This is a genomic window from Novosphingobium tardum, from assembly GCF_042652045.1.
In the GTDB taxonomy this organism is placed as follows: Bacteria; Pseudomonadota; Alphaproteobacteria; order Sphingomonadales; family Sphingomonadaceae; genus Novosphingobium; species Novosphingobium tardum.
In genome coordinates, this window is sequence record NZ_JBHSDR010000003.1 from 248,977 (window position 1) to 268,855 (window position 19,879).

The 19,879-nt window shown below is 69.0% G+C and carries 17 protein-coding genes; 10 read left to right on the forward strand and 7 right to left on the reverse strand.

Annotation, left to right across the window (positions count from 1 at the left end; genetic code table 11):
• The first annotated feature begins 3 nt into the window (after positions 1-3).
• The 8 genes from ACFO0A_RS01305 (at position 4) to ACFO0A_RS01340 (ending at position 9,250) form a co-directional block, all read left to right on the forward strand.
• On the forward strand, positions 4-672 hold the full coding sequence (locus ACFO0A_RS01305) for an HAD-IA family hydrolase (protein ID WP_379537176.1): 669 nt from the start codon (positions 4-6) through the stop codon (positions 670-672).
• Complete coding sequence (locus ACFO0A_RS01310) at positions 669-1,403, forward strand: CoA transferase subunit A (protein ID WP_379537177.1); 735 nt, start codon at positions 669-671, stop codon at positions 1,401-1,403. Before ACFO0A_RS01305 ends, ACFO0A_RS01310 begins: the two co-directional genes overlap by 4 nt.
• Positions 1,400-2,245, forward strand: a complete 846-nt coding sequence (locus tag ACFO0A_RS01315) for a hypothetical protein (protein WP_379537178.1) — start codon at positions 1,400-1,402, stop codon at positions 2,243-2,245. Before ACFO0A_RS01310 ends, ACFO0A_RS01315 begins: the two co-directional genes overlap by 4 nt.
• Positions 2,245-2,880, forward strand: a complete 636-nt coding sequence (locus ACFO0A_RS01320) for a 3-oxoacid CoA-transferase subunit B (protein WP_379537179.1) — start codon at positions 2,245-2,247, stop codon at positions 2,878-2,880. Before ACFO0A_RS01315 ends, ACFO0A_RS01320 begins: the two co-directional genes overlap by 1 nt.
• A 37-nt stretch (positions 2,881-2,917) precedes the next feature.
• Entirely contained in the window at positions 2,918-4,054 is a 1,137-nt protein-coding gene (locus ACFO0A_RS01325; protein WP_379537180.1) for an NAD(P)H-dependent flavin oxidoreductase, read from the forward strand.
• Positions 4,055-4,106: 52 nt separating this feature from the next.
• The gene (putA, locus tag ACFO0A_RS01330) at positions 4,107-7,235 is read left to right on the forward strand and encodes a bifunctional proline dehydrogenase/L-glutamate gamma-semialdehyde dehydrogenase PutA (protein WP_379537181.1); all 3,129 of its coding nucleotides are present in this window, start codon (positions 4,107-4,109) and stop codon (positions 7,233-7,235) included.
• A gap of 163 nt (positions 7,236-7,398) precedes the next feature.
• A complete protein-coding gene (locus ACFO0A_RS01335; protein ID WP_379537182.1) occupies positions 7,399-8,070 on the forward strand; it encodes a ferritin-like domain-containing protein in 672 nt (223 codons plus the stop codon).
• Between the two features lie 10 nt (positions 8,071-8,080).
• Entirely contained in the window at positions 8,081-9,250 is a 1,170-nt protein-coding gene (locus ACFO0A_RS01340) for a CaiB/BaiF CoA transferase family protein (protein ID WP_379537183.1), read from the forward strand.
• Here the strand turns inward: ACFO0A_RS01340 and ACFO0A_RS01345 are convergent.
• The 7 genes from ACFO0A_RS01345 to hisS form a co-directional block, all read right to left on the reverse strand.
• The gene (locus ACFO0A_RS01345) at positions 9,247-9,897 is read right to left on the reverse strand and encodes a lysozyme (RefSeq protein ID WP_379537184.1); all 651 of its coding nucleotides are present in this window, start codon (positions 9,895-9,897) and stop codon (positions 9,247-9,249) included. The two genes, ACFO0A_RS01340 and ACFO0A_RS01345, sit on opposite strands and share 4 nt — an antisense overlap.
• Positions 9,898-9,967: 70 nt before the next feature.
• Positions 9,968-11,185 carry a methionine adenosyltransferase gene (gene metK / locus ACFO0A_RS01350; RefSeq protein WP_379537185.1) on the reverse strand — a complete coding sequence of 406 codons (1,218 nt, stop codon included), beginning with the start codon at positions 11,183-11,185 and terminating at the stop codon, positions 9,968-9,970.
• A gap of 48 nt (positions 11,186-11,233) precedes the next feature.
• Positions 11,234-12,844 carry an apolipoprotein N-acyltransferase gene (gene lnt / locus ACFO0A_RS01355; RefSeq protein ID WP_379537186.1) on the reverse strand — a complete coding sequence of 537 codons (1,611 nt, stop codon included), beginning with the start codon at positions 12,842-12,844 and terminating at the stop codon, positions 11,234-11,236.
• A 19-nt stretch (positions 12,845-12,863) separates the two neighbouring features.
• Entirely contained in the window at positions 12,864-13,832 is a 969-nt protein-coding gene (locus ACFO0A_RS01360; RefSeq protein ID WP_379537187.1) for a DUF4167 domain-containing protein, read from the reverse strand.
• Between the two features lie 101 nt (positions 13,833-13,933).
• Positions 13,934-14,791, reverse strand: a complete 858-nt coding sequence (gene prmC, locus ACFO0A_RS01365) for a peptide chain release factor N(5)-glutamine methyltransferase (protein WP_379537188.1) — start codon at positions 14,789-14,791, stop codon at positions 13,934-13,936.
• The gene (gene prfA, locus ACFO0A_RS01370) at positions 14,788-15,858 is read right to left on the reverse strand and encodes a peptide chain release factor 1 (protein WP_379537189.1); all 1,071 of its coding nucleotides are present in this window, start codon (positions 15,856-15,858) and stop codon (positions 14,788-14,790) included. Before prfA ends, prmC begins: the two co-directional genes overlap by 4 nt.
• Before the next feature lie 10 nt (positions 15,859-15,868).
• Positions 15,869-17,104: a histidine--tRNA ligase gene (gene hisS, locus ACFO0A_RS01375; protein ID WP_379537190.1), complete on the reverse strand. Its 1,236-nt coding sequence runs from the start codon at positions 17,102-17,104 to the stop codon at positions 15,869-15,871.
• A 91-nt stretch (positions 17,105-17,195) separates the two neighbouring features.
• Here hisS and ACFO0A_RS01380 point away from each other — a divergent pair, with 91 nt between their 5' ends.
• Positions 17,196-19,148 carry a M61 family metallopeptidase gene (locus ACFO0A_RS01380; RefSeq protein ID WP_379537191.1) on the forward strand — a complete coding sequence of 651 codons (1,953 nt, stop codon included), beginning with the start codon at positions 17,196-17,198 and terminating at the stop codon, positions 19,146-19,148.
• On the forward strand, positions 19,145-19,864 hold the full coding sequence (locus tag ACFO0A_RS01385) for a DUF1345 domain-containing protein (protein ID WP_379537192.1): 720 nt from the start codon (positions 19,145-19,147) through the stop codon (positions 19,862-19,864). Before ACFO0A_RS01380 ends, ACFO0A_RS01385 begins: the two co-directional genes overlap by 4 nt.
• The last annotated feature ends 15 nt before the right edge of the window (positions 19,865-19,879 follow it).

Sequence of the window (19,879 nt, forward strand, 5' to 3'; positions counted from 1 at the left end):
CGCATGGACGCGATTGAAGCGGTCATCTTCGATTTCGGCGGGGTCATCACGACATCGCCGTTCGAGCGCTTTGCTGCCCTCGAACGCGCACGCGGCCTGCCCGAGGGCCTGGTCCGCCAGATCAATTCGACCAATCCCGACACCAACGCCTGGGCGCAGATCGAACGCGCCGACATCGACCGCGCCGCCTTCGACGAGGCTTTCGCCGCCGAGGCCGCGGCGCTGGGGCACGAGTTGCGCGGCGCCGATGTCCTCGCCTGCCTTTCGGGCACCTTGCGCCCGGGCATGGTCGCGGCGCTCGATACCATCCGCGGGGCGGGGATGAAGCTGGGCTGCATCACGAACAACGCGCCCGCGGGACAGGGTCCCGGCATGGCCAGCGACGCTGAGGGCGCGTTGCGCCTGGCGCCGGTGTTCGACCGTTTCGACCACGTGATCGAGAGCGCCAAGGCCGGATTGCGCAAGCCCGATCCGCGCATCTACATGATGATGTGCGAGGCGCTGGAGGTGGTCCCGGCGGCCTGCGTCTACCTCGACGACCTCGGCATCAACTGCAAGCCCGCGGCCCAGCTCGGCATGGTCGCGATCAAGGTGACCGGCGAGGAACAGGCCCTGCGCGACCTGTCGCAGGCCATCGGCATCGACCTTTCAGTGACGGAAGCCACGGCATGAACAAGATCTTTCCCGACGCGGCCGCCGCGCTCGACGGCGTCCTGCGCAACGACATGCTGATCGCCGCCGGCGGCTTCGGTCTGTGCGGCATTCCCGAGCGCCTGCTCGACGCCGTGCGCGACAGCGGCGTGACCGGCCTGACTTTCGCCAGCAACAACGCGGGGATCGACGGCGAAGGCATCGGCAAGCTGCTGCGCACCCGCCAGGTGAAGAAGATGATCGCCAGCTACGTCGGCGAGAACAAGGAGTTCGAACGCCAGTACCTCGCCGGCGAGCTGGAGGTGGAATTCTGCCCGCAAGGGACGCTGGCCGAGAGGATGCGCGCGGGCGGCGCCGGCATTCCCGGCTTCTACACCCGCACCGGGGTGGGCACGCTGGTGGCCGAGGGCAAGGAAGTGAAGTCGTTCGACGGCCCCAATGGCCCTGAAGACTACATCCTCGAACGCGGGATCTTCGCCGACCTGGCGCTGGTGAAGGCGTGGAAGGCGGATGAAACGGGCAACCTCGTGTTCCGCAAGACCGCGCGCAACTTCAACCTGCCTGCCGCGACCTGCGGCAAGGTCTGCGTGGTCGAAGTGGAAGAGATCGTGCCCGTCGGCAGCCTCGATCCGGACTGCATCCATCTGCCGGGCGTGTACGTCCAGCGGATGATCGTCGGCGCGCCCTACGACAAGAAGATCGAATTCCGCACGGTGCGCCAGCGCGCCGGGACGGAGCCGGCCGCGGCGTGAACCGGGGCTGGGCGGCACCGCTCGGAGCGCTTGCGCTGACCGCGCTGCTGTCGGGCTGCATCGCGGCCGCGGCCATTCCGGTTCTGGCCGGCAGCGCCGTGGTGCGCCGGGGCATTGCGGGTCCGGTTCGCGCCGCGACCCCGCGCGAGGGGACCTCGGGCAAGGCGCAGGTCGTGCCGCTCCGCCCCTCGCCCGCAGGCGCCGCCGCCCAGGCGGAAGCGGCCGCGCGCGCCGTTGCGCTGCTCGACGGAGACGACATGAGCCCCGCCGCCCGCGTCTGGGACGGCCTCGCGGCCTATGCGCTCGCCCGCGCCGCGCCTGCGCAAGAGCCCGGCACGCGAACCTCCGCGCTGCTCGTTTCCGGGCTGGGCGCCTCGACGACGATGCGCCCCTGCGGCGAGGCCCCGGCGGCGGTGATGATCGATCTCGATCGCGGCAAGGTGCCGTTCGATCCCGCGGCGCAGACCGTGCCGGCACCCGGCCTTGCCCGAACCCTGGCCACGCTGCGCAGCGCCGGCATGGTCGTGCTGTGGATCACCGCGCTGCCGGCCGACCGGGTAAGCGACGTGGCCGATGCCCTGCGCCGTTCCGGGCTCGATGCCGAGGGCCGCGACCCGCTGTTGCTGGTGCGCAATTCGGGCGACCGCAAGCAGGCGCTGCGCGAGGCGGCGGGCCAGGATACCTGCATCGTTGCCATTGCGGGCGACGAGCGCAGCGACTTCGACGAACTGTTCGACTACCTGCGAGACCCCGACGGGGCGATCGCGCTCGATTCGCTTGTCGGCAACGGCTGGTTCCTTGAACCGCAGCCGCTCTCATCACCTTCCGAAGGAGCTTCCTGATGCCCTGGTCCCGCGACGAGATGGCGGCGCGCGCCGCGCGCGAACTGCGCGACGGCTATTACGTGAACCTTGGCATCGGCATTCCGACGCTGGTCGCCAATCACATCCCGGCCGGGGTGGAGGTCACGCTCCAGTCCGAGAACGGGATGCTCGGCATCGGTCCGTTTCCCTATGACGACGAGGTCGACCCCGATCTCATCAACGCGGGCAAGCAGACAATCAGCGAGCTCGACCGCTCTGCCTATTTCGACAGCGCGGCGAGCTTTGCAATGATCCGCGGCGGGCACATCGACCTGACCGTGCTGGGCGCGATGGAAGTGGCCGAAACCGGCGACATCGCCAACTGGATGGTTCCGGGCAAGATGATCAAGGGCATGGGCGGGGCGATGGACCTCGTGGCCGGGGTCAAGAAGATCATCGTGGTGATGGAACACGTCGCCAAGGACGGCAGCCCCAAGTTCATTCCCGCGTGCACGCTGCCGCTGACAGGGCGGAACGTGGTCGACATGATCGTCACCGACCTTGCCGTGTTCCAGCGGCCCGATCATCATACCCCGTTCGCGCTGATCGAGCTTGCGCCCGGCGTGACCGCAGCGGAAGTCGCGGAGAAGACGACGGCGCACTACACCAGGTAACGACAACGCGGGTCCAGCCGCGACGGAGACGAAGCCGATGAACAATGCCCTGTGCCGGATGACCGGCTGCGATTTTCCGCTGTTCGCGTTCAGCCACTGCCGCGACGTGGTGGTGGCGGTGAGCAAGGCCGGCGGCTTCGGCGTGCTGGGCGCGGCCCGGTTCTCGCCCGAGCAGCTTGAGCTAGAGCTGCAATGGATCGACGAGCATGTCGACGGCCGGCCCTACGGCGTCGACGTGCTGGTGCCCGAGACGGTCGATCCACGCGTGGCCGGCCTGTCGGACGGCACCTCGCGCGCGGCGCAGATTTCCGATGAGCATCGCCGCTTCGTCTCCGAACTGCTGACGAGCCACGGCGTGGCCATGGATCCCGAAGAAGCCGTTTCGACCCAGGGCAACGGGATCACGCCCGAAAACGGCGCTGCGCTGATGGAAGTCGCGTTTCGCCACCCGATCCGCCTCATCGCCAACGCGCTGGGCATCGCCCCGCCCGCGATGATCGAGCAGGGCAAGGCGCGCGGAATCCCGGTGGCCGCGCTCGTCGGCGCCAAGGAGCACGCGCTGCGCCAGGCCGCCGCCGGGGTCGACATCATCGTGGCGCAGGGCGGCGAGGCCGGGGGCCATTGCGGCGAAGTCTCGACACTGGTGCTGGTGCCCGAAGTGGTGCGCGCGCTTGCCGGCGCAGGCCACGACATTCCCGTGCTTGCCGCGGGCGGAATAATGACCGGGGGCCAGATGGCGGCGATGATGGCCACCGGCGCGCAGGGCGCATGGACCGGATCGGTCTGGCTCGCCACCGCCGAAAGCGAGACGAGCGAGGCGTTCCGCGCCGGGATGATCGCCGCCCGCTCGCGCGATACCGTCCGTTCGCGCAGCCGCACGGGCAAGCCGGCGCGGCAGCTTCGTTCCGCCTGGCACGCGGCGTGGGACGGGCAGGACAGCCCCGGCGCGCTGCCGATGCCGCTGATGGGCATGGTTTCGGAGCCTGCCTTCGCCCGGATCGAACGGTCGGTGGCGGCGGGGAACGAGGATGCGCGCGAACTGGTCAGCTACTTCGTGGGACAGGGCGTGGGCCTGGTGGAAGCGGAGCGCAGCGCGCGCGCCGTCGTGCAGGATTTCCGCGCCGAGTTCGCCGAAGCGGTGTCCGGCCTGGCGGACATGATCGGCGAGGATTGATCGTCCTCGCGAACGGGCCTACCGCGCGCCCAATCCGGTTGCGAGTGAAACCATGACGAGCACGCTTACGCCCATCGACCGCGCTGCGCTGCGCGTTGCCTACCGCCAGGACGAGGAAGCGTGCATCGTCGAGCGCCTGCGCCAGGCCGCGCCCGCGCGTGCGGCCCATCAGGCCGCCCGACCGCTCGCCGCCCGGCTGGTCGAAGGCGCGCGCGCGCACAAGGCCAGCGGGCTCGACGCGTTCCTCCAGGCCTATGGCCTCGGCACCGAGGAAGGCGTCGCGCTGATGTGCCTGGCCGAGGCGCTGCTGCGCGTGCCCGACGCGGCCACCGCCGACGCGCTGATCCACGACAAGCTCGGCGGCATCGACTGGCGCGAGCATCTGGGGGATTCGTCCTCGACCTTCGTCAACGCCGCGACGTTCTCGCTGATGCTGACCGGGCGCGTGCTGGGCCAGAAGCGCGACACCGCCGATGGATTCGCCGCCGCGCTGCGCCGCGCGGTGGGGCGGCTGGGCGAGCCGGTGATCCGCCAGGCGACACTTCAGGCGATGAAGATCCTGGGCGGCCAGTTCGTGTTCGGCCGCACCATCGACGAAGCGCTGGCGCGCGCCCGGCCCGAGCGCGAGCGGGGCCTGACCCACAGCTTCGACATGCTGGGCGAAGCCGCCATGACCTTCGCCGACGCCGAGCGTTACCGCGCCTCCTATGCCGACGCGCTCGACCATATCGCGGCGCAGGCCGGGGCCGGCGTGGTCCGTTCGCCGGGTATTTCGGTCAAGCTGTCGGCGCTCTACCCGCGCTACGATTTTCTTCACGCCGAAGCGGCGAAAGCCGCGCTGGTGCCGATGCTGAAGGAGCTGGCGCTCAAGGCCCGCGCCGCCGACATCCATTTCACGATCGACGCCGAGGAGGCCGAGCGGCTCGAACTTTCGCTCGACATCATCGAGGCGCTGGTCGCCGACGACGAGATCTTCGCCGGCAAGTGGGAGGGCTTCGGCCTCGCGTTGCAGGCCTACCAGAAGCGCGCGGTACCGCTGACCGAATGGGTCGTGGCTCTGGGGCGCCGCCACGGCCGGCGGATCATGGTCCGGCTGGTCAAGGGCGCCTACTGGGATAGCGAGATCAAGCTGAGCCAGGTAGGCGGCCACGCCGACTTCCCCGTGTTCACGCGCAAGGTCGCGACCGACGTTTCGTACCTTGCCTGCGCGGCCAAGCTGCTCGCCGCACCCGACGCGATCTATCCCGCCTTCGCCACGCACAACGCCTATACCATCGCCGCGATCAAGGCGCTGACCGGGCCCGAGACGCAATTCGAGTTCCAGCGCCTCCACGGCATGGGCGAGGACGTCTATGCCGAGCTCGCCAGGGCTGAGGAATCCGACGGCAACCGCCGCACCCCGGTGCGGATCTACGCCCCGGTCGGCGGGCACCGGGACCTGCTCGCCTATCTCGTCCGCCGCCTGCTGGAAAACGGGGCGAACTCATCGTTCGTCAACCGCATGGCCGATGCCGAGGTGCCGGTCGACGAGCTGATCGGCGACCCGGTGGCCGAGCTCGAGGGCCTATCTCCGCGCCGCAACCCCGCGATCCCGCTGCCGCGCGACATCTTCCCCGGCCGCGCCAACAGCGCCGGGGTGGATCTTGCCGATCCCGCCACCGCCGCAGCGCTGAAGGCCGACCTTGCCGCGCTTGACGGCGCGGTATGGGAAGCCGCGCCGACGGTGCCGGCGGGAGATGCCGCCCCCGCGCGCGAGATCCGCGCCCCGCACGACCGCAACCGCCTTGTCGGCATATCGCGCGATGCGACGCCCGCCGACGCCGCGCTCGCCGTGGCGCGGGCCGAAGCCGCGCAGCCGGCATGGAACGCGCTGGGCGGCCCGGCGCGCGCCGCCCTGCTCGACAAGGCGGCCGACGCGTTCGAACGCCACCAGGACGCGATCCTCTCGCTGTGCCAGCGCGAGGCGGGCAAGACGGTCATCGACGCCGTGCTAGAGCTGCGCGAGGCGGTCGACTTCCTGCGCTACTACGCGGGCGAGGCGCGGCGGCTGTTCGCCAGCGACGTCGCGCTGCCCGGCCCGACGGGCGAGAGCAACCGCCTGCGGCTGGTCGGGCGCGGAGTGTTCGCCACGATCGCACCGTGGAACTTCCCCCTCGCGATCTTCATCGGCCCTGCTGCCGCCGCGCTTGCCGCGGGCAACACCGTGGTCGCCAAGCCCGCCGAGCAGACGCCGCTGATCGGCGCGCTGGCCATCCGCCTGTGCCACGAGGCAGGCATCCCTGACGACGTGATCCAGTGCCTGCCCGGCGACGGCACGGTCGGCGCGGCGCTGACCGGACAGGCCGGGATCGCCGGGGTCGCCTTCACCGGCTCGACCCAGACAGCGCGCGCGATCAACCGCGCGCTGGCCGGGCGCGACGGCCCCATCGCGCAGCTCGTGGCCGAGACGGGCGGGCAGAACGCGATGCTGGTCGACAGCTCCGCGTTGCCCGAGCAGGTCACCCGCGACGTGCTGGCCAGCGCGTTCCAGAGCGCGGGCCAGCGCTGTTCCGCGCTGCGCGTGCTCTACCTGCAGGACGACATCGCCGACGCGATGCTCGAGATGATCCGCGGCGGGATGGAAGCGCTGGTGATCGGCGACCCCGAGGATTGGGCGACCGACGTCGGCCCGGTGATCGACGAGGAATCCCGTGCCTCGCTGGCCGGCCACGTCGACCGGATGAAACAGGCCGGGCGCCGGGTGTGGCAGCGCGAGTTGCCCCAGGCTTGCGCCAACGGCACCTTCATTCCGCCCACGATCATCGAGATCGACGCGATCGGCGATCTGGCGGCCGAGCAGTTCGGCCCGGTCCTTCACGTCGCGCGCTTTGCCGCGGACGAGCTGGACGAGGTGATCGATGCGATCAACGGCGTCGGCTATGGCCTGACGCTGGGCCTGCACAGCCGGATCGACGCGACCCGCCGGAAGGTCGAGCGGCGCTCGAAGGTCGGCAACCTCTACGTCAACCGCAACCAGATCGGCGCTGCGGTCGAAAGCCAGCCGTTCGGGGGCGAGGGGCTTTCGGGCACCGGGCCCAAGGCCGGCGGCCCGCATTACGTCGCCCGCTTTGCCACCGAGCGCGTCACCTGCATCGACACCACCGCGGCCGGCGGCAACGCCTCGCTGATGGCGGCGGGCTGAGCGTTCTCCCCCTCGCAGCGGAACCGACCGGGCGCCAAGCCATTGTGACACTTGCGTGAAAGACCTAGGTTCGACCCGCGCCGGCTGCGTGGGGCACGCGAAACCATGCGGCAGGGTCAAAAAGGCCCCGGCACCCTCGCCAGGGCTCTGAGAAAGTGTGGAAATGCTGCTGAATCGATTGTTTCGCGAACGCTTTCTGGACGTCCTTGCGTCGATCTACATCTACAACGAGCATCGCGGCTACACCTCGCTCGACCGCGTGATGGAAGCGGTTCGCGCGCGCTGCCCCGACGATCACGAGTTCATCGCCGCCATCGCCAAGCATCGCGCCGACGAGCACAAGCATTACGTCATGTTTCGCCGGTGGTTCGAGCGCCAAGGCCGCATGCCGCTCAAGGTCGACCGGACCTGCGGCCACATCGACAACTTCATCCAGGCGATCTTCGGCTGCACGATCGAGGATCTCGACACCGAGACCGTCATCACCAACGCTGAAGAGTTCGAGAAGCTGTGCCGGGTGATCATGCTGACCGAACAGCGGGGCATGACGCAGGTCGAGGTGCTGCTGAAGAACAGCCACGTCCGTTCCGACCCCATCATGACCCGGATCTTCCAGATCGTCGAAAAGGACGAGCCCGACCACTGGATGCCCTACCACGGCTGGCTGACGACCAACGGCAAGGTCACCGCGCGCTGGCGCGAGCGCTGGACTGATTACTGGATTCACAAGTCGCTGATGCTGGCCAAGCTGCCCGCGCTGTTCGTCAATGGCGGGGCCGAGCGTCTCGCGGTATGGCCCGACGAGGACGACACCGTCTACGCGCTGGCAGCCTGAGGCAAAGAACATGACGACAGGGGGCACCCCGGCGCTTGCCGGGATCAAGGTCATCGAACTCGCGCGGATCCTGGCGGGCCCGTTCGCCGGCCAGATCCTCGCCGATCTCGGCGCCGAGGTCATCAAGGTCGAAAGCCCCGCGGGCGACGATACGCGCCAGTGGGGACCGCCCTGGGTCGATCGCGCCGACGGCAACCGCGAGGCCAGCTATTACCACGCCTGCAACCGCGGCAAGCGCGGGGTGATCGCCGATTTCAACGATCCCGCCGACCTTGCCTTCGTCCGCGCGCTGATCGCCGACGCCGACGTGGTGATCGAGAATTACAAGCTTGGCACGCTGGCGCGCTTCGGGCTCGATTACGAAACGCTCAGCGCGGATAATCCCGGCCTCGTCTATTGTTCGATCACCGGCTTCGGCCAGACCGGACCCTATGCCCCGCGCCCCGGCTACGATTATGTCATCCAGGGGATGAGCGGGATGATGTCGCTGACGGGGGAACCCGATGGCGCACCGATGCGCTTCGGCCTGTCGATATCGGACATGGCCTGCGGGCTCTATTCGACCATCGCGATCCAGGCCGCGCTGCTGGCCCGCGCCAATACCGGGCGCGGCCAGCAGATCGACATGTCGCTGCTCGACTGTTCGGTCGGCCTGCTCGCCAACCAGGCGATGAGCTACTTCGTAACCGGCGAGGTTCCGCCGCGAATGGGCAATGCCCACGCCTCGGTCGTGCCCTACCAGGTCTATGCGCTGGCCGACGGCCACCTGATCGTCGCCACCGCCAACGACGGCCAGTTCCTGCGCCTCGCCCGCCTGCTCGGGCTCGATGCGCTGGCCGACGACCCGCGGCTTCAGGACAACGCCGGTCGCCTTGCCCACCGTGACGAAATGAATGCCGCACTGAGCGCCGCGATGGCGGTGCTGACCAAGGCCGAGATGCGCGAACGGTGCGAGGCCAACAACGTGCCGGTGGGGCCGATCAACCGGCTCGATGAAGTGTTCGCCGACCTGCAGGTGGTCGCGCGCGGAATGAAGGTCGAACTCAGCGACGGACTGGCTTCGGTGCGCAGCCCGATCATCTTTTCCGATGCGTCGCTGGCGCTGGGCCGCGCCTCGCCCATGCACGGCGAGCATGACGCCGAAATCCGCGGCGCGATGGGGCTGCCGGCGCGCGCCTAGTCGAACAGGCGCTCGAACCAGTTGCGCGACCGCTTGGGCGCAGCCGCGCACCGAGGGTCGGGGTCTGGCACTTGCGTAACTGTGGGCCGTTGCGGCTCCGGCTGCAGCAGGCGGGTGATGATCGCGCGCACGTCCTGCCGCCTGCCGCCGGTGGGGCGGTAGCCGGGCTTGGCGACTTCGTAGATCGTGCAACAACCGTCGCCCGACCATGCGCCGTCGAAGAACAGGTCGCGCTCGCGCTTCCGGCGCGGGACGATCGCGGCGGGGCGCGACCAGTTGAGGAAGGCTTCGCGCGCGCCGTCCCTGTCACCCGCCAGGAACAGCCTCAGCCACTCGGCCCGGCGAATCGCGCCGGTGTTGTAATGAAACGAAAGCGCTGCGCCCAGTTCGTGTTCCGCCGGATCGTGCTGGCCGAAGGCAGCGAGCACCGGCGGCAGGTACTGCGTGCGCAGCGCCCACAGGTACACCGCCAGGCAGTGTTCGAGCGGCTGGGGATTGTCGCGATAGCGCGGATGGACGCGGTGGCCCGAAGCGTCCGTGATCCCCACGCTCCAGGTCCACACGCCCGCGACGTCGCGGTAGGCCTCGGGCACGAGACCCTCATGCGCGATCAGCTCGAGCGCAATGCGCGGGGTGAGGACTTGCATCGGAGGCACCGCCTTTCGCCAAAAGCGAGGCTGATGCCCAAGTGACCCGATGTAGGAAAATGGTTTCTCGTCAGGCGACCGCGGCGCGCAGTTCCTCGACCAGGTCGGTCCGCTCCCACGGGAACAGGTCGCCTTCGGGCTTGCGCCCGAAATGGCCGTAGGCGGCGGTCTTGCCGTAGATCGGCTTGTTGAGGCCCAGCCGCTCCCGGATCGCGCGCGGGGTCAGTCCGACCAGCCGGGGCAGGACCTTTTCCAGCGTCTCGGCCTCGACCGTGCCGGTGCCGTGAAGATCGACGTAAAGCGAAAGCGGCTCGGCGACGCCGATCGCATAGGCGATCTGGATCGTGCAGCGGCGGGCGAGCCCGGCGGCGACGATGTTCTTGGCGAGGTAGCGCGTGATGTAGGCGGCCGAACGGTCGACCTTCGTCGGGTCCTTGCCGCTGAATGCGCCACCGCCGTGGGGCGACGCGCCGCCATAGGTGTCGACGATGATCTTGCGCCCGGTCAGGCCGGCGTCGCCGTCGGGGCCGCCGATCTCGAACCGCCCGGTGGGGTTGATGTGATAGACTGTCCGGTCGGTCAGCAGCGAGGCCGGCATGACCTTGGCGATCACGCCCTTCACGTAGTTGCGCAGTTCCTCGTACTTGGCCTCGTCGCCCTCGCCGCCGTGATAGAAGTATCCCGGCGCATGCTGGGTCGAAACGACGATCGCGGTCGCCTCGACCGGGATCTCGTTCTCGTAGCGCAGGGTGACCTGGCTCTTGGCGTCGGGTTCCAGGAACGGGGCGGCGCCCGACTTGCGGTCGACGGCCATCGCCTCGAGGATCTTGTGGCTGTAGTCGAGCGTGGCGGGCATCAGGTCGGGCGTCTCGTCCGAGGCGTATCCGAACATGATCCCCTGGTCGCCCGCACCTTCGTCCTTGTTGCCGGCAGCATCGACGCCCTGCGCAATGTGCGCCGACTGGCCGTGAAGGTTGTTCTCGAACCGGAAGCTTTCCCAGTGGAAGCCCGACTGCTCGTAGCCGATGCGCTTCACCGTATCGCGCACGGTCTGCTCGATCCGGTCGGTGATGCCGGGCGCCCACTGGCCGTTCTCGTAGATGCCCTTGCCGCGAATTTCACCCGCCAGCACGACCAGCTGGGTCGTGGTCAGCGTCTCGCAGGCGATCCGCGCCTCGTTGTCGATCCCGAGGAAAAGATCGACGATCGCGTCGCTGATCTGGTCGGCGACCTTGTCGGGATGGCCTTCGGAAACGCTCTCCGAGGTGAACAGGAATTCGCTGCGCATGGCGTGAACAATCCGATATAAAGAAAGCTTTATGTGTTGTGCGCGGCTCTAGCGGCGACGGCGGCGCAACGCAATGGCCGACCCGGCAAGCAATACCAGCGCCCAGCCAAGCGGAAGCATGTTGCCCAGCCGCGCGAAAGGCGTCGGCGCATGGGCCGGGGGCACGAAACCGTCGATTCTTCCCGACCGTCCCAGCGGCAGGAACTGGCGGACGATGCCGTTGGCATCGACGATGGCGCTGATCCCCGTGGTGGTCGCGCGCAGCACCGGCAGGCCTTCCTCGATCGCGCGCATCCGCGCCTGGGCGAGGTGCTGCGGCGGGCCGAAGGCGCCGAACCAGCCGTCGTTCGACGGGTTGAAGATGTAGTCGGGGCGATGCGCCCGGTCGACGACCTGGCCCGAAAAGATGATCTCGTAGCAGATCTGCACGCCGGCCTTGCCCCAGGCGCCCAGATCGATCGTCCGCGGCCCGGGCCCGGGCCAGAAATCGAGGCTGCCGGCAACAAGGCGCGACAGGCCGAGCGGTTCGAGCAGCGCGCGCATCGGGAGGTATTCACCGTAGGGAACGAGGTGCGCCTTGGCGTAGCTGCCGACGATGTCGCCGCGCGAATCGAGCGCGGTGACCGAATTGGTCGCGGCAACGACATGGCCGTTGCCCATGATGAGATCGACAGCGCCGGTCATCAGGACAGAATTCGGCCCCATCACCCGGCCAATGCGCTCACGCGCCAGGTCGGGATCGGCGGCAAAGGTCGATTCGGCATAGAAATACTGCGGGTAACCGGGGCGCAGGTAGTCGGGCACGCCCGATTCGGGCCAGAGCACCAGCCGCCGCGTTCCCGGCTTGCGCGCCAGGGTCAGCGCGGCGGTCTTGCCGAACTGGGATTCGTATTTCGTCGGGTCGGTCAGCTCTTCCTGCGGGATGTGCGGCTGGACGAGCGTGAAGGCGAGCGTGCCCTGCGACCGGTCATGCGGGACGAGCAGCGGGAGGAGCATCGCCGCCAGCGGCACCGCCAGCAGCGCGGCACGGCGGCCGGGGGCGACGCGCTGCGTCGCGCGCCACCAGCACCCGGCGAGGACGACCACCACGGCGGAGAGCGCGTAAGTCCCGAACCAGGGCGCGATCGCGGCAAGCCCCGGGCGTGTGAAACCGCCCAGCGTGACCATGCCGAGCGGGTTCCAGACATAGCCGGTGAAGACCCAGCTCCGCAGCCATTCCGCGATGGTCCACGAACCGGCAAAGGCGAAAACGAGCGGCCAGCCCGCCTCCCGCACGCTGCGGCGCGCGACATACCACGCGCCAAGGCCTGCGAGCATGGGATAGACCGCGAGGTAGAGCGCCAGCAGGAAGACCGCGATCCAGCCCAGCCAGGCGGGCATTTCCGCCTGGTAGGTAAAGGCGGTGGCGATCCAGTTGTTGCCGACGACGAAGTGGCCGACCCCGAACAACCAGCCGATCAGCGCGACGCGCCGCGCGGATGATTGCTGCGCGATCAGGTGCAGAAGGAACGCCAGCGCCGCCAGCGTGAGCGGCCAGAGCGCCAGCGGGGCAAAGCCGGTCGCCGAGATCAGCCCTGCGCCGAATGCCGCCAGGGGCGTCCACCGACCGCTCAGGGCCAGCCGCCCGGAAACGTCCGGCAGCGATCGTGGGGTGTGCACCGGTCTTTGCCGGAAGGGCTCAGCCGTTCACGGTTTCTAGCGGTTCGCCGCCGGCATCCTCGGCAGGGGGACGCGCGCGGCGGGTGCGGCGCTTGGGCGCCTCGGCGGTTGCTTCGCCAGTCGCTTCGGTCACCGCGGCATCGCGCACGAGGTCGCGGGCCTCGGTGATCGCGGGCGGCAGCAGCGAGGGATCGAGCGAGCCCGATTCGTTGTCGCGGTCGCTGCGCTCGCGGCGCGGTCCGCGTCCGCGCGGGGCGGAGCCCGCGTCGTCCTGACGGTCGTCGCCGCGGTTGCTGCGCGGGCGCAGGCCGCTGCGCATCGCCTGGTTGTCGCGCGTGAAGGGATTGGGTGCCGGGGCACGGTTGCCGCGATCCTCGCGGGGGCCTTCCTCGTCGCCTTCCACGGCGCGGGGCTGGCCCTGCTGCTGCTCGCGCGCCGGCTCGCGGCGCTGCTGCGGATCGCGGTTGTCGTCGCGGCGATAGGGCTGGTCGTACGACGGAAAGTCGCTTTCCATGCCGAATTCGTTGTCGTCGTTGTCGTTTTCGTCGTTGCCGGACTGCTCGCCCTGGCCGGCCTCGCCGCCGTCACGGCGCATGCGCTGCTCTTCCTGGCGCTGGCGGGTGTCGGCGATGACGCGGAAATAGTGATCGGCGAACTGGAGGTAGTACTCTGCCGTCACGCGATCGCCGTTGAGGTGGGCGTCCTGCGCGAGCTTCTTGTACTTTTCGAGCATCTGGGGCGCGTTGCCGCGTGCCCGGCTGTCGATCCGGTTGATCATCTCGCCGCGACCGCCGCCCTGGGGGCGGTTGTTGTTGCCGCGGCCGCGACGCCGATTGTTATTGTTGTTGTTGCGATTGTTGTTCAACGCAGCCTCATCCTCTGGCTGAGCGGAGCACCCGGCGAGAGCTGACTGCCAGCCGCGCCCCGAGCCGATCCGCGAAATCCCTCCGTCCCGCGCGCCGCAAAACCGGCTGCGCGGTTCCCTCATCTGCCGTGTGAAACGGCCTGCGCCGCCCGCCTGGTGCAAATGTTGGAGTGGGCCATCCAGACGGGAAACGTCGTCATCCGTCCGCTGGCTTGGCTGCATGACTAGTCGCTGGGAGAGGTTTTGCCAAGCGAAATCTTGAATTCGAGCGCGCGCGGACGATTGCCCAGATCGCGGTGAACGGTGGCCGAAAGCCCGCTTTCCCCGCCGATCGCCGCGACCGCTTCGGCCTGCTGCCAGCCGATCTCGACCAGCGCGACGCCGCCCGGCGCGAGCAGCGCGGGCAATTGCGGCAGCAGCCGGCGATAGGCGTCGAGCCCCGCCGGACCGGCGAACAGCGCGCCGGCCGGCTCGTGTTCGCGCACGGGCCGCTCCAGCTCCGCCTCGTCCTCGACATAGGGCGGGTTGGCGAGGACGAGGTCGAAGCGCCCGAGCCCGCTGGCCCAGCCGGGAGTGTCCCAGTCGCGGTGGAGGATCCGCGCCCGCTCGCCCACCCCGGCGCGCGCGGCGTTGGCGGCAGCGACGGGCAGTGCGCCCAGTGAACGGTCGATCCCGATGCCATGGGCGCCGGGCCACTGCGCCAGCGCCGCGATAAGCAGCGCGCCCGACCCCGTGCCGCAATCGAGCGCGCGTGCCGGGGGACGCCCGGCGAGAGCGCGGATGGCGGCATCGATCAGCGTCTCGCTATCCCCGCGCGGGATCAGCACCGAAGGGGTCACGATAAGTTCGATCCCGTAAAACTCGGCATGACCGAGAATATAGGCGATCGGTTCATGGCCGAGGCGGCGGCGTTGGAGCGGCGCAAAACCGGCCGGAACCGCTTCGTCGAGGTGCCGCAGCAGCAGTTCGCCGCGCGGAACGCCGAGCGCGGCGGCCATCAGCAGTTCGGCATCGAGCCGCGCGCTGGGGCTGACCGCGCCAAGCTGTTCCGTCGCGTCGCGCAAGGCGGCGCGAACGGTCATTCGCCCAGCGCGGCGAGGCGCTTGGCCTGGTCCTCGGCGATCAATGCGTCGATCAGTTCGCCCAGCCCGGGTCCCTCGAGAATTTCCGGCAGGCGGTGGAGGGTCAGCCCGATGCGGTGATCGGTGACCCGCCCCTGCGGGAAGTTGTAGGTGCGGATTCGTTCGGAACGGTCCCCGGACCCCACCATCGCGCGCCTCGCCTCGGCCTCGTCGCCATGGGCCTCGGCGCGCTTGAGGTCGTAGAGCCTCGTCCGCAGCACCTGCATCGCCTTGGCCCGGTTCTTGTGCTGGCTGCGCTGGTCCTGCTGGATGACGACCAGCCCGGTCGGCAGGTGAGTCAATCGGACGGCTGAATCGGTGGTGTTGACGTGCTGCCCCCCGGCACCCGAGGCACGATAGATGTCGATCTTGAGGTCCTTGTCCTCGATCTCGACGTCGACTTCCTCGGCTTCGGGCAGGACCGCCACGGTCGCGGCGGAGGTATGGATGCGCCCGCCGCTTTCGGTCACCGGCACGCGCTGGACCCGATGGACCCCGCTTTCGAACTTCAGCTTGGCGAACACGCCGCTGCCCGCGACGTTGGCGATGATTTCCTTGAAGCCCCCGATATCGCTGGCGTTGACCGAAACGACCTCGATCCGCCAGCCCTGCGCGGCGGCATAGCCCTCGTACATCCGGAACAGGTCGGCGGCGAACAGGGCGGCCTCGTCGCCCCCGGTGCCGGCCCTGATCTCGAGCATCGCGGGGCGGGCATCGGCGGTGTCGCGCGGCAGCATCGCGATCGCCAGCGACTGCTCGGCCGCAGGCAGTTCCGCCCGCAGCCGCTCGACTTCCTCGGCCGCCAGCGCGCGCATGTCGGGATCGGTGTCGTCGATTTCCTCGAGCGCGGACAGCTCGGCGCGAAGCTCGCGAACCGTCTCGGCGGCGCGGGCCACCGGCTCGAGTTCCGCGTAGTCGCGGCTGGCCGAAACGAACGCCTCGCCCTCCAGCGTGCCCGAGGCGAGGCGGGCCTCGATCTCGGCCCGGCGCGACGCGATCTGGGCCAGGCGGGCGTCGGAAACGGTCATCGGCGCAGGCTCAGGCCGCGGAAAGGCCGGCGATCACCGCCTCGATCCGGGGGGCGTCGCCATCGACGTTGCGGACGCGCGTGGTCGCACCCTCGGCACCCCAGCCGAGCGCGAGAATCGCGCGGGTATTCGATTTGACCGCCTTGTCGAACCGCTTGCGCGGCGATCCGCTGGCGATGAGATCTGCGGCGAGGCCCGCATTGCGCAATGCGGCGAGCGCGCGGTGCCCCAGCGCCAGCGCGCGCTCGTCCTCGACCACCACGGTCGCGTCGCTGCGGCCTTCGGCGACCTCGCCGACCAGCATCGCCAGCCGCTCGATCCCCGCAGCCCAGCCGACTGCCGGGGTATGCGCGCCGCCCAAGGTCTCGATCAGCCCGTCATAGCGGCCGCCGCCCAGCACGGTGCCCTGCGCGCCGAGCCGGTCGGTGACGAACTCGAACGCCGTGTGGCGATAGTAGTCGAGCCCGCGAACCAGCGAAGGCGCGCGCATCCACGCCACGCCCGCGGCATCGAGCCCGGCGGTGACCGCGCCGAAGAAATCCTGCGCCTCGCCGCTCAGGTACTCGTCGATCCCCGGCGCGTCGGCGGTGAACGGCTTGTCGCGGGGATCCTTGCTGTCGAGAATGCGCAGCGGATTGCGCTGGAGCCGGTCCTGGCTGTCCTCGGACAGCAGCGCGCGGTGGCCTTCGAAGTAATCGATCAGCGCGTTGCGCCACGCTTCGCGGCTGGAGGCATCGCCCAGCGTGTTCAGCTGCAGCGTGACCCCGTCGGCGATTCCCAGGTCGCGCAGCAGGTGGTCGGCCATCGCCAGCAACTCGACATCGGCCTGCGGCTCGGCGGCGCCGATGATCTCGGCGTCGAGCTGGTGGAACTGGCGATAGCGGCCCTTTTGAGGACGCTCGTAGCGGAACAGCGGGCCGTGGGTGGCGATTCGCAGCGGAGCGTGCTGCTGCCACCCGTCGGTGATCCAGGCGCGGGCGAGGCCGGCGGTGAATTCGGGCCGCAGGGTCAGCGATTCGCCTCCCCGGTCGTCGAACGAATACATTTCCTTGGCCACGACATCGGTCGTTTCGCCCAGCGAGCGGCTGAACACGGCGGTCTTTTCGAACACCGGCATTTCGGCGCGGCGGAAGCGGTAGAGCCGGCGGATTCGCTCGAAAGTCGCAACGACGTGCTGGAACGCCTCGGCCTCCGCGCCGAATATGTCCTGCGTCCCGCGAATGGCCTGGGGTGTTTCGAGCGTCATGGGCGCGCGCTTAGCCCGATTGGGGACGACGTGAAAGGGCGGCGGGCGTGACCGGTTGCAAGCGCAACCACTACGCGCCAAGAGACGCAGCATGAAAATCAATCCCGCGGTCGCACCGCTCGTCGCAGCCCTTCTCCTTTCCACCGCGTCTTCGGCCCTCCAGGCCCAGGCCCCAGCCAGCCGGTCCACGCCCGCCGCGCTCCCGATCGCGGAGACGATCCCGGTCGCGCAGGACGTGGCCTATCCCGGCACGATCGCCCTCGACATCGACGCGACCGACGTCGTGCGCGGGCTTTATCGCGTGACCGAAACGATCCCGGTCAAGCCCGGAACCAGCGATCTCGTCCTGCTTCTGCCCCGGTGGCTGCCCGGCAACCATTCGCCCACCGGCAACGTCGCCCAGGTCAACGACATCCGCTTTTTCGCCGGCAACAAGCCGCTTGCGTGGAAGCGCGACCCGGTTGACGTCTTTGCGTTCCACGTCGCGGTGCCCGAGGGCGTGCGCGAGGTGACCGCGCGCCTGGTCCACACCTCTCCGTTGCAGTCCAGCGAAGGCCGGATCACGATGACGCGCGAGATGCTCAACCTGCAGTGGGAGAAGATGAGCCTGTACCCGGCCGGCCACTACGTCCGCCAGATCAAGGTGAAGCCGACCGTCAAGGTGCCCGACGGCTGGACCGTGTTCAGCGCGCTCGACGGCAAGTCGGCGCGGGGCAGCACCTATAGCTGGACGACCACCGACTACGACACGCTGGTCGATTCGCCGATCTTTGCCGGCCGTTATGCCGAACGCACCGACCTCGGGCACGGGGTGTTCATGGACGCCATCGCCGACGAGCCCGGCCAGCTCGCGATCGCGCCGGCGCACATGCAGGCCTACCGCAACCTCGTCGACGAGGCGCTGGCGCTGTTCGGCGCGCGCCATTTCGATCACTACGATTTCCTCCTGGCGATGACCGAACGCATGGGCGGCATCGGCCTGGAGCATCACCGGTCGAGCGAAAACCAGCAGGAGCCCAAGTCGTGGACCGACTGGGACAAGATGGACTGGGACCACAACGTGATCCCGCACGAGTTCGTCCATTCGTGGAACGGCAAGTATCGCCGCCCCGCCGATCTGTGGACGCCCGACTACCGCACGCCGATGCAGGACAGCCTGCTGTGGGTCTATGAGGGGCAGACCCAGTTCTGGGGCTACGTCCTGGCCGCGCGCTCGGGCGTGCAGTCGAAGGACACGGTCCTGTCGATGTTCGCCAACGCCGTCGCCAACTATTCCGAAGGCCAGCCCGGCCGCGCCTGGCGGTCGGTCGCGGACACGACCAACGACCCCATCATGAACAGCCGCCGCCCGGTTCCGTACAGTTCGCTGACCCGGTCCGAGGACTATTACGTGGAAGGCGCGCTGATGTGGCTCGAGGCCGATCAGGTGATCCGCCAGGGCACGCGCGGCGCGAAGGGACTGGACGATTTCGCCCGCGCCTTCTTCGGCGTGCGCGACGGCGACTGGGGCGAGCTGACCTACGACTTCGACGAGGTGGTGCGCACGCTCAACGGGGTGTATCCCTACGACTGGGCGTCCTTCCTCAACACCCGCATCTACCAGTCGGGCCAGCCGGCCCCCGTGGCGGGGATCGAAAAGGCCGGCTACCGACTGGTCTGGAAGGACAAGCCGAACACATACGAGGAGGGGCGGATGGCGAACGGCAAGTACACCAACCTGACCTACTCGCTCGGCATGAACGTCGACGGCGAGGGCAAGGTCACGTCGGTGCGCTGGGACGGCCCTGCCTTCAACGCCGGGCTGGTCAACGGCACGCAGATCGTCGCGGTCAACGACACCGCGTTCTCCACCGACGTGATCAAGGATGCGATCACGGAGGCGCGGGACAGCCGCAAGCCGATCCGCTTCATCGTCAAGCGCGGGGTCGCGTTCCAGACCGTGTCCGTCGAATGGACCGGCGGTCTGCGCTATCCGTGGCTTGAGCCGGTGGGCAAGGGGGTCCAGCCGCTCGACCGCCTTCTCGCCCCGCGCCGCGCAAGGTGACCACGCGGCGACAGACCGCAGCCCGGCGCCGGACTCCGGCGCGGGCGAATGCAGCGGACAGGAAGGCGCCCGGCTGGGGCAACAAGATCGCCCCGCCCAAGTTTCTCCTGTTCGCCGCGGTCCTGGTCGCCGCCACCCCGCTGTTCTACCGCTGGCCCGCGCAGGGCTGGCTGGAAGCGTTCGCGCTGGCGTTCGATGCCGGCGCGCTGGTGTTCCTTGCCAGCATCTCTCCGCTGTTCCGCGATTGCGGCGCAGAGGTGATGCGCGAACATTCCGCCGCCAACGACGCCAACCGCGCGATCGTGCTGGCCTTCACAACGATCGTGACGATCGCGGTGCTCGGCGCCATATCGGGCGAGCTCAAGGGCGCGCAGTCGCACGACTGGTGGGCTGTCGCCAAGCTCATCGGCACGCTCGCGATCTCGTGGCTGTTCACCAACGTGGTGTTCACCCTGCACTATGCCCACAGCTACTATTCGCAGCTTCCCCGCAACGGCGGCGACGAGGGCGGGCTGGACTTCGGCGGAACGAACGAGCCCGACTACTGGGACTTCCTCTATTTCGCCTGCACCCTGGGGATGACCTTCCAGACCTCGGACGTCGCGATATCCACGGGTCACCTGCGGCGCGTGGTGCTGCTCCACTCGATCGCGGCGTTCGTCTTCAACATCGGGGTGATCGCATTTACCATCAACGCCCTTGGCGGGGGCAAGTAGCCCCGCTAGAGGCGC

Excerpts from the sequence above, each read along its gene's own strand:
- ACFO0A_RS01305 (WP_379537176.1), top strand. The coding sequence starts at position 4 with ATGGACGCGATTGAAGCGGTCATCTTCGATTTCGGCGGGGTCATCACG.
- metK (WP_379537185.1), bottom strand. The coding sequence starts at position 11,185 with ATGCGCAGCGAATTCCTGTTCACCTCGGAGAGCGTTTCCGAAGGCCAT.
- ACFO0A_RS01380 (WP_379537191.1), top strand. The coding sequence starts at position 17,196 with ATGAAAATCAATCCCGCGGTCGCACCGCTCGTCGCAGCCCTTCTCCTT.
- ACFO0A_RS01335 (WP_379537182.1), top strand. The coding sequence starts at position 7,399 with ATGCTGCTGAATCGATTGTTTCGCGAACGCTTTCTGGACGTCCTTGCG.
- hisS (WP_379537190.1), bottom strand. The coding sequence starts at position 17,104 with ATGACGCTCGAAACACCCCAGGCCATTCGCGGGACGCAGGACATATTC.
- ACFO0A_RS01360 (WP_379537187.1), bottom strand. The coding sequence starts at position 13,832 with ATGAGGGAACCGCGCAGCCGGTTTTGCGGCGCGCGGGACGGAGGGATT.
- putA (WP_379537181.1), top strand. The coding sequence starts at position 4,107 with ATGACGAGCACGCTTACGCCCATCGACCGCGCTGCGCTGCGCGTTGCC.
- ACFO0A_RS01345 (WP_379537184.1), bottom strand. The coding sequence starts at position 9,897 with ATGCAAGTCCTCACCCCGCGCATTGCGCTCGAGCTGATCGCGCATGAG.
- prfA (WP_379537189.1), bottom strand. The coding sequence starts at position 15,858 with ATGACCGTTTCCGACGCCCGCCTGGCCCAGATCGCGTCGCGCCGGGCC.
- ACFO0A_RS01325 (WP_379537180.1), top strand. The coding sequence starts at position 2,918 with ATGAACAATGCCCTGTGCCGGATGACCGGCTGCGATTTTCCGCTGTTC.
- ACFO0A_RS01320 (WP_379537179.1), top strand. The coding sequence starts at position 2,245 with ATGCCCTGGTCCCGCGACGAGATGGCGGCGCGCGCCGCGCGCGAACTG.
- ACFO0A_RS01340 (WP_379537183.1), top strand. The coding sequence starts at position 8,081 with ATGACGACAGGGGGCACCCCGGCGCTTGCCGGGATCAAGGTCATCGAA.
- prmC (WP_379537188.1), bottom strand. The coding sequence starts at position 14,791 with ATGACCGTTCGCGCCGCCTTGCGCGACGCGACGGAACAGCTTGGCGCG.
- ACFO0A_RS01310 (WP_379537177.1), top strand. The coding sequence starts at position 669 with ATGAACAAGATCTTTCCCGACGCGGCCGCCGCGCTCGACGGCGTCCTG.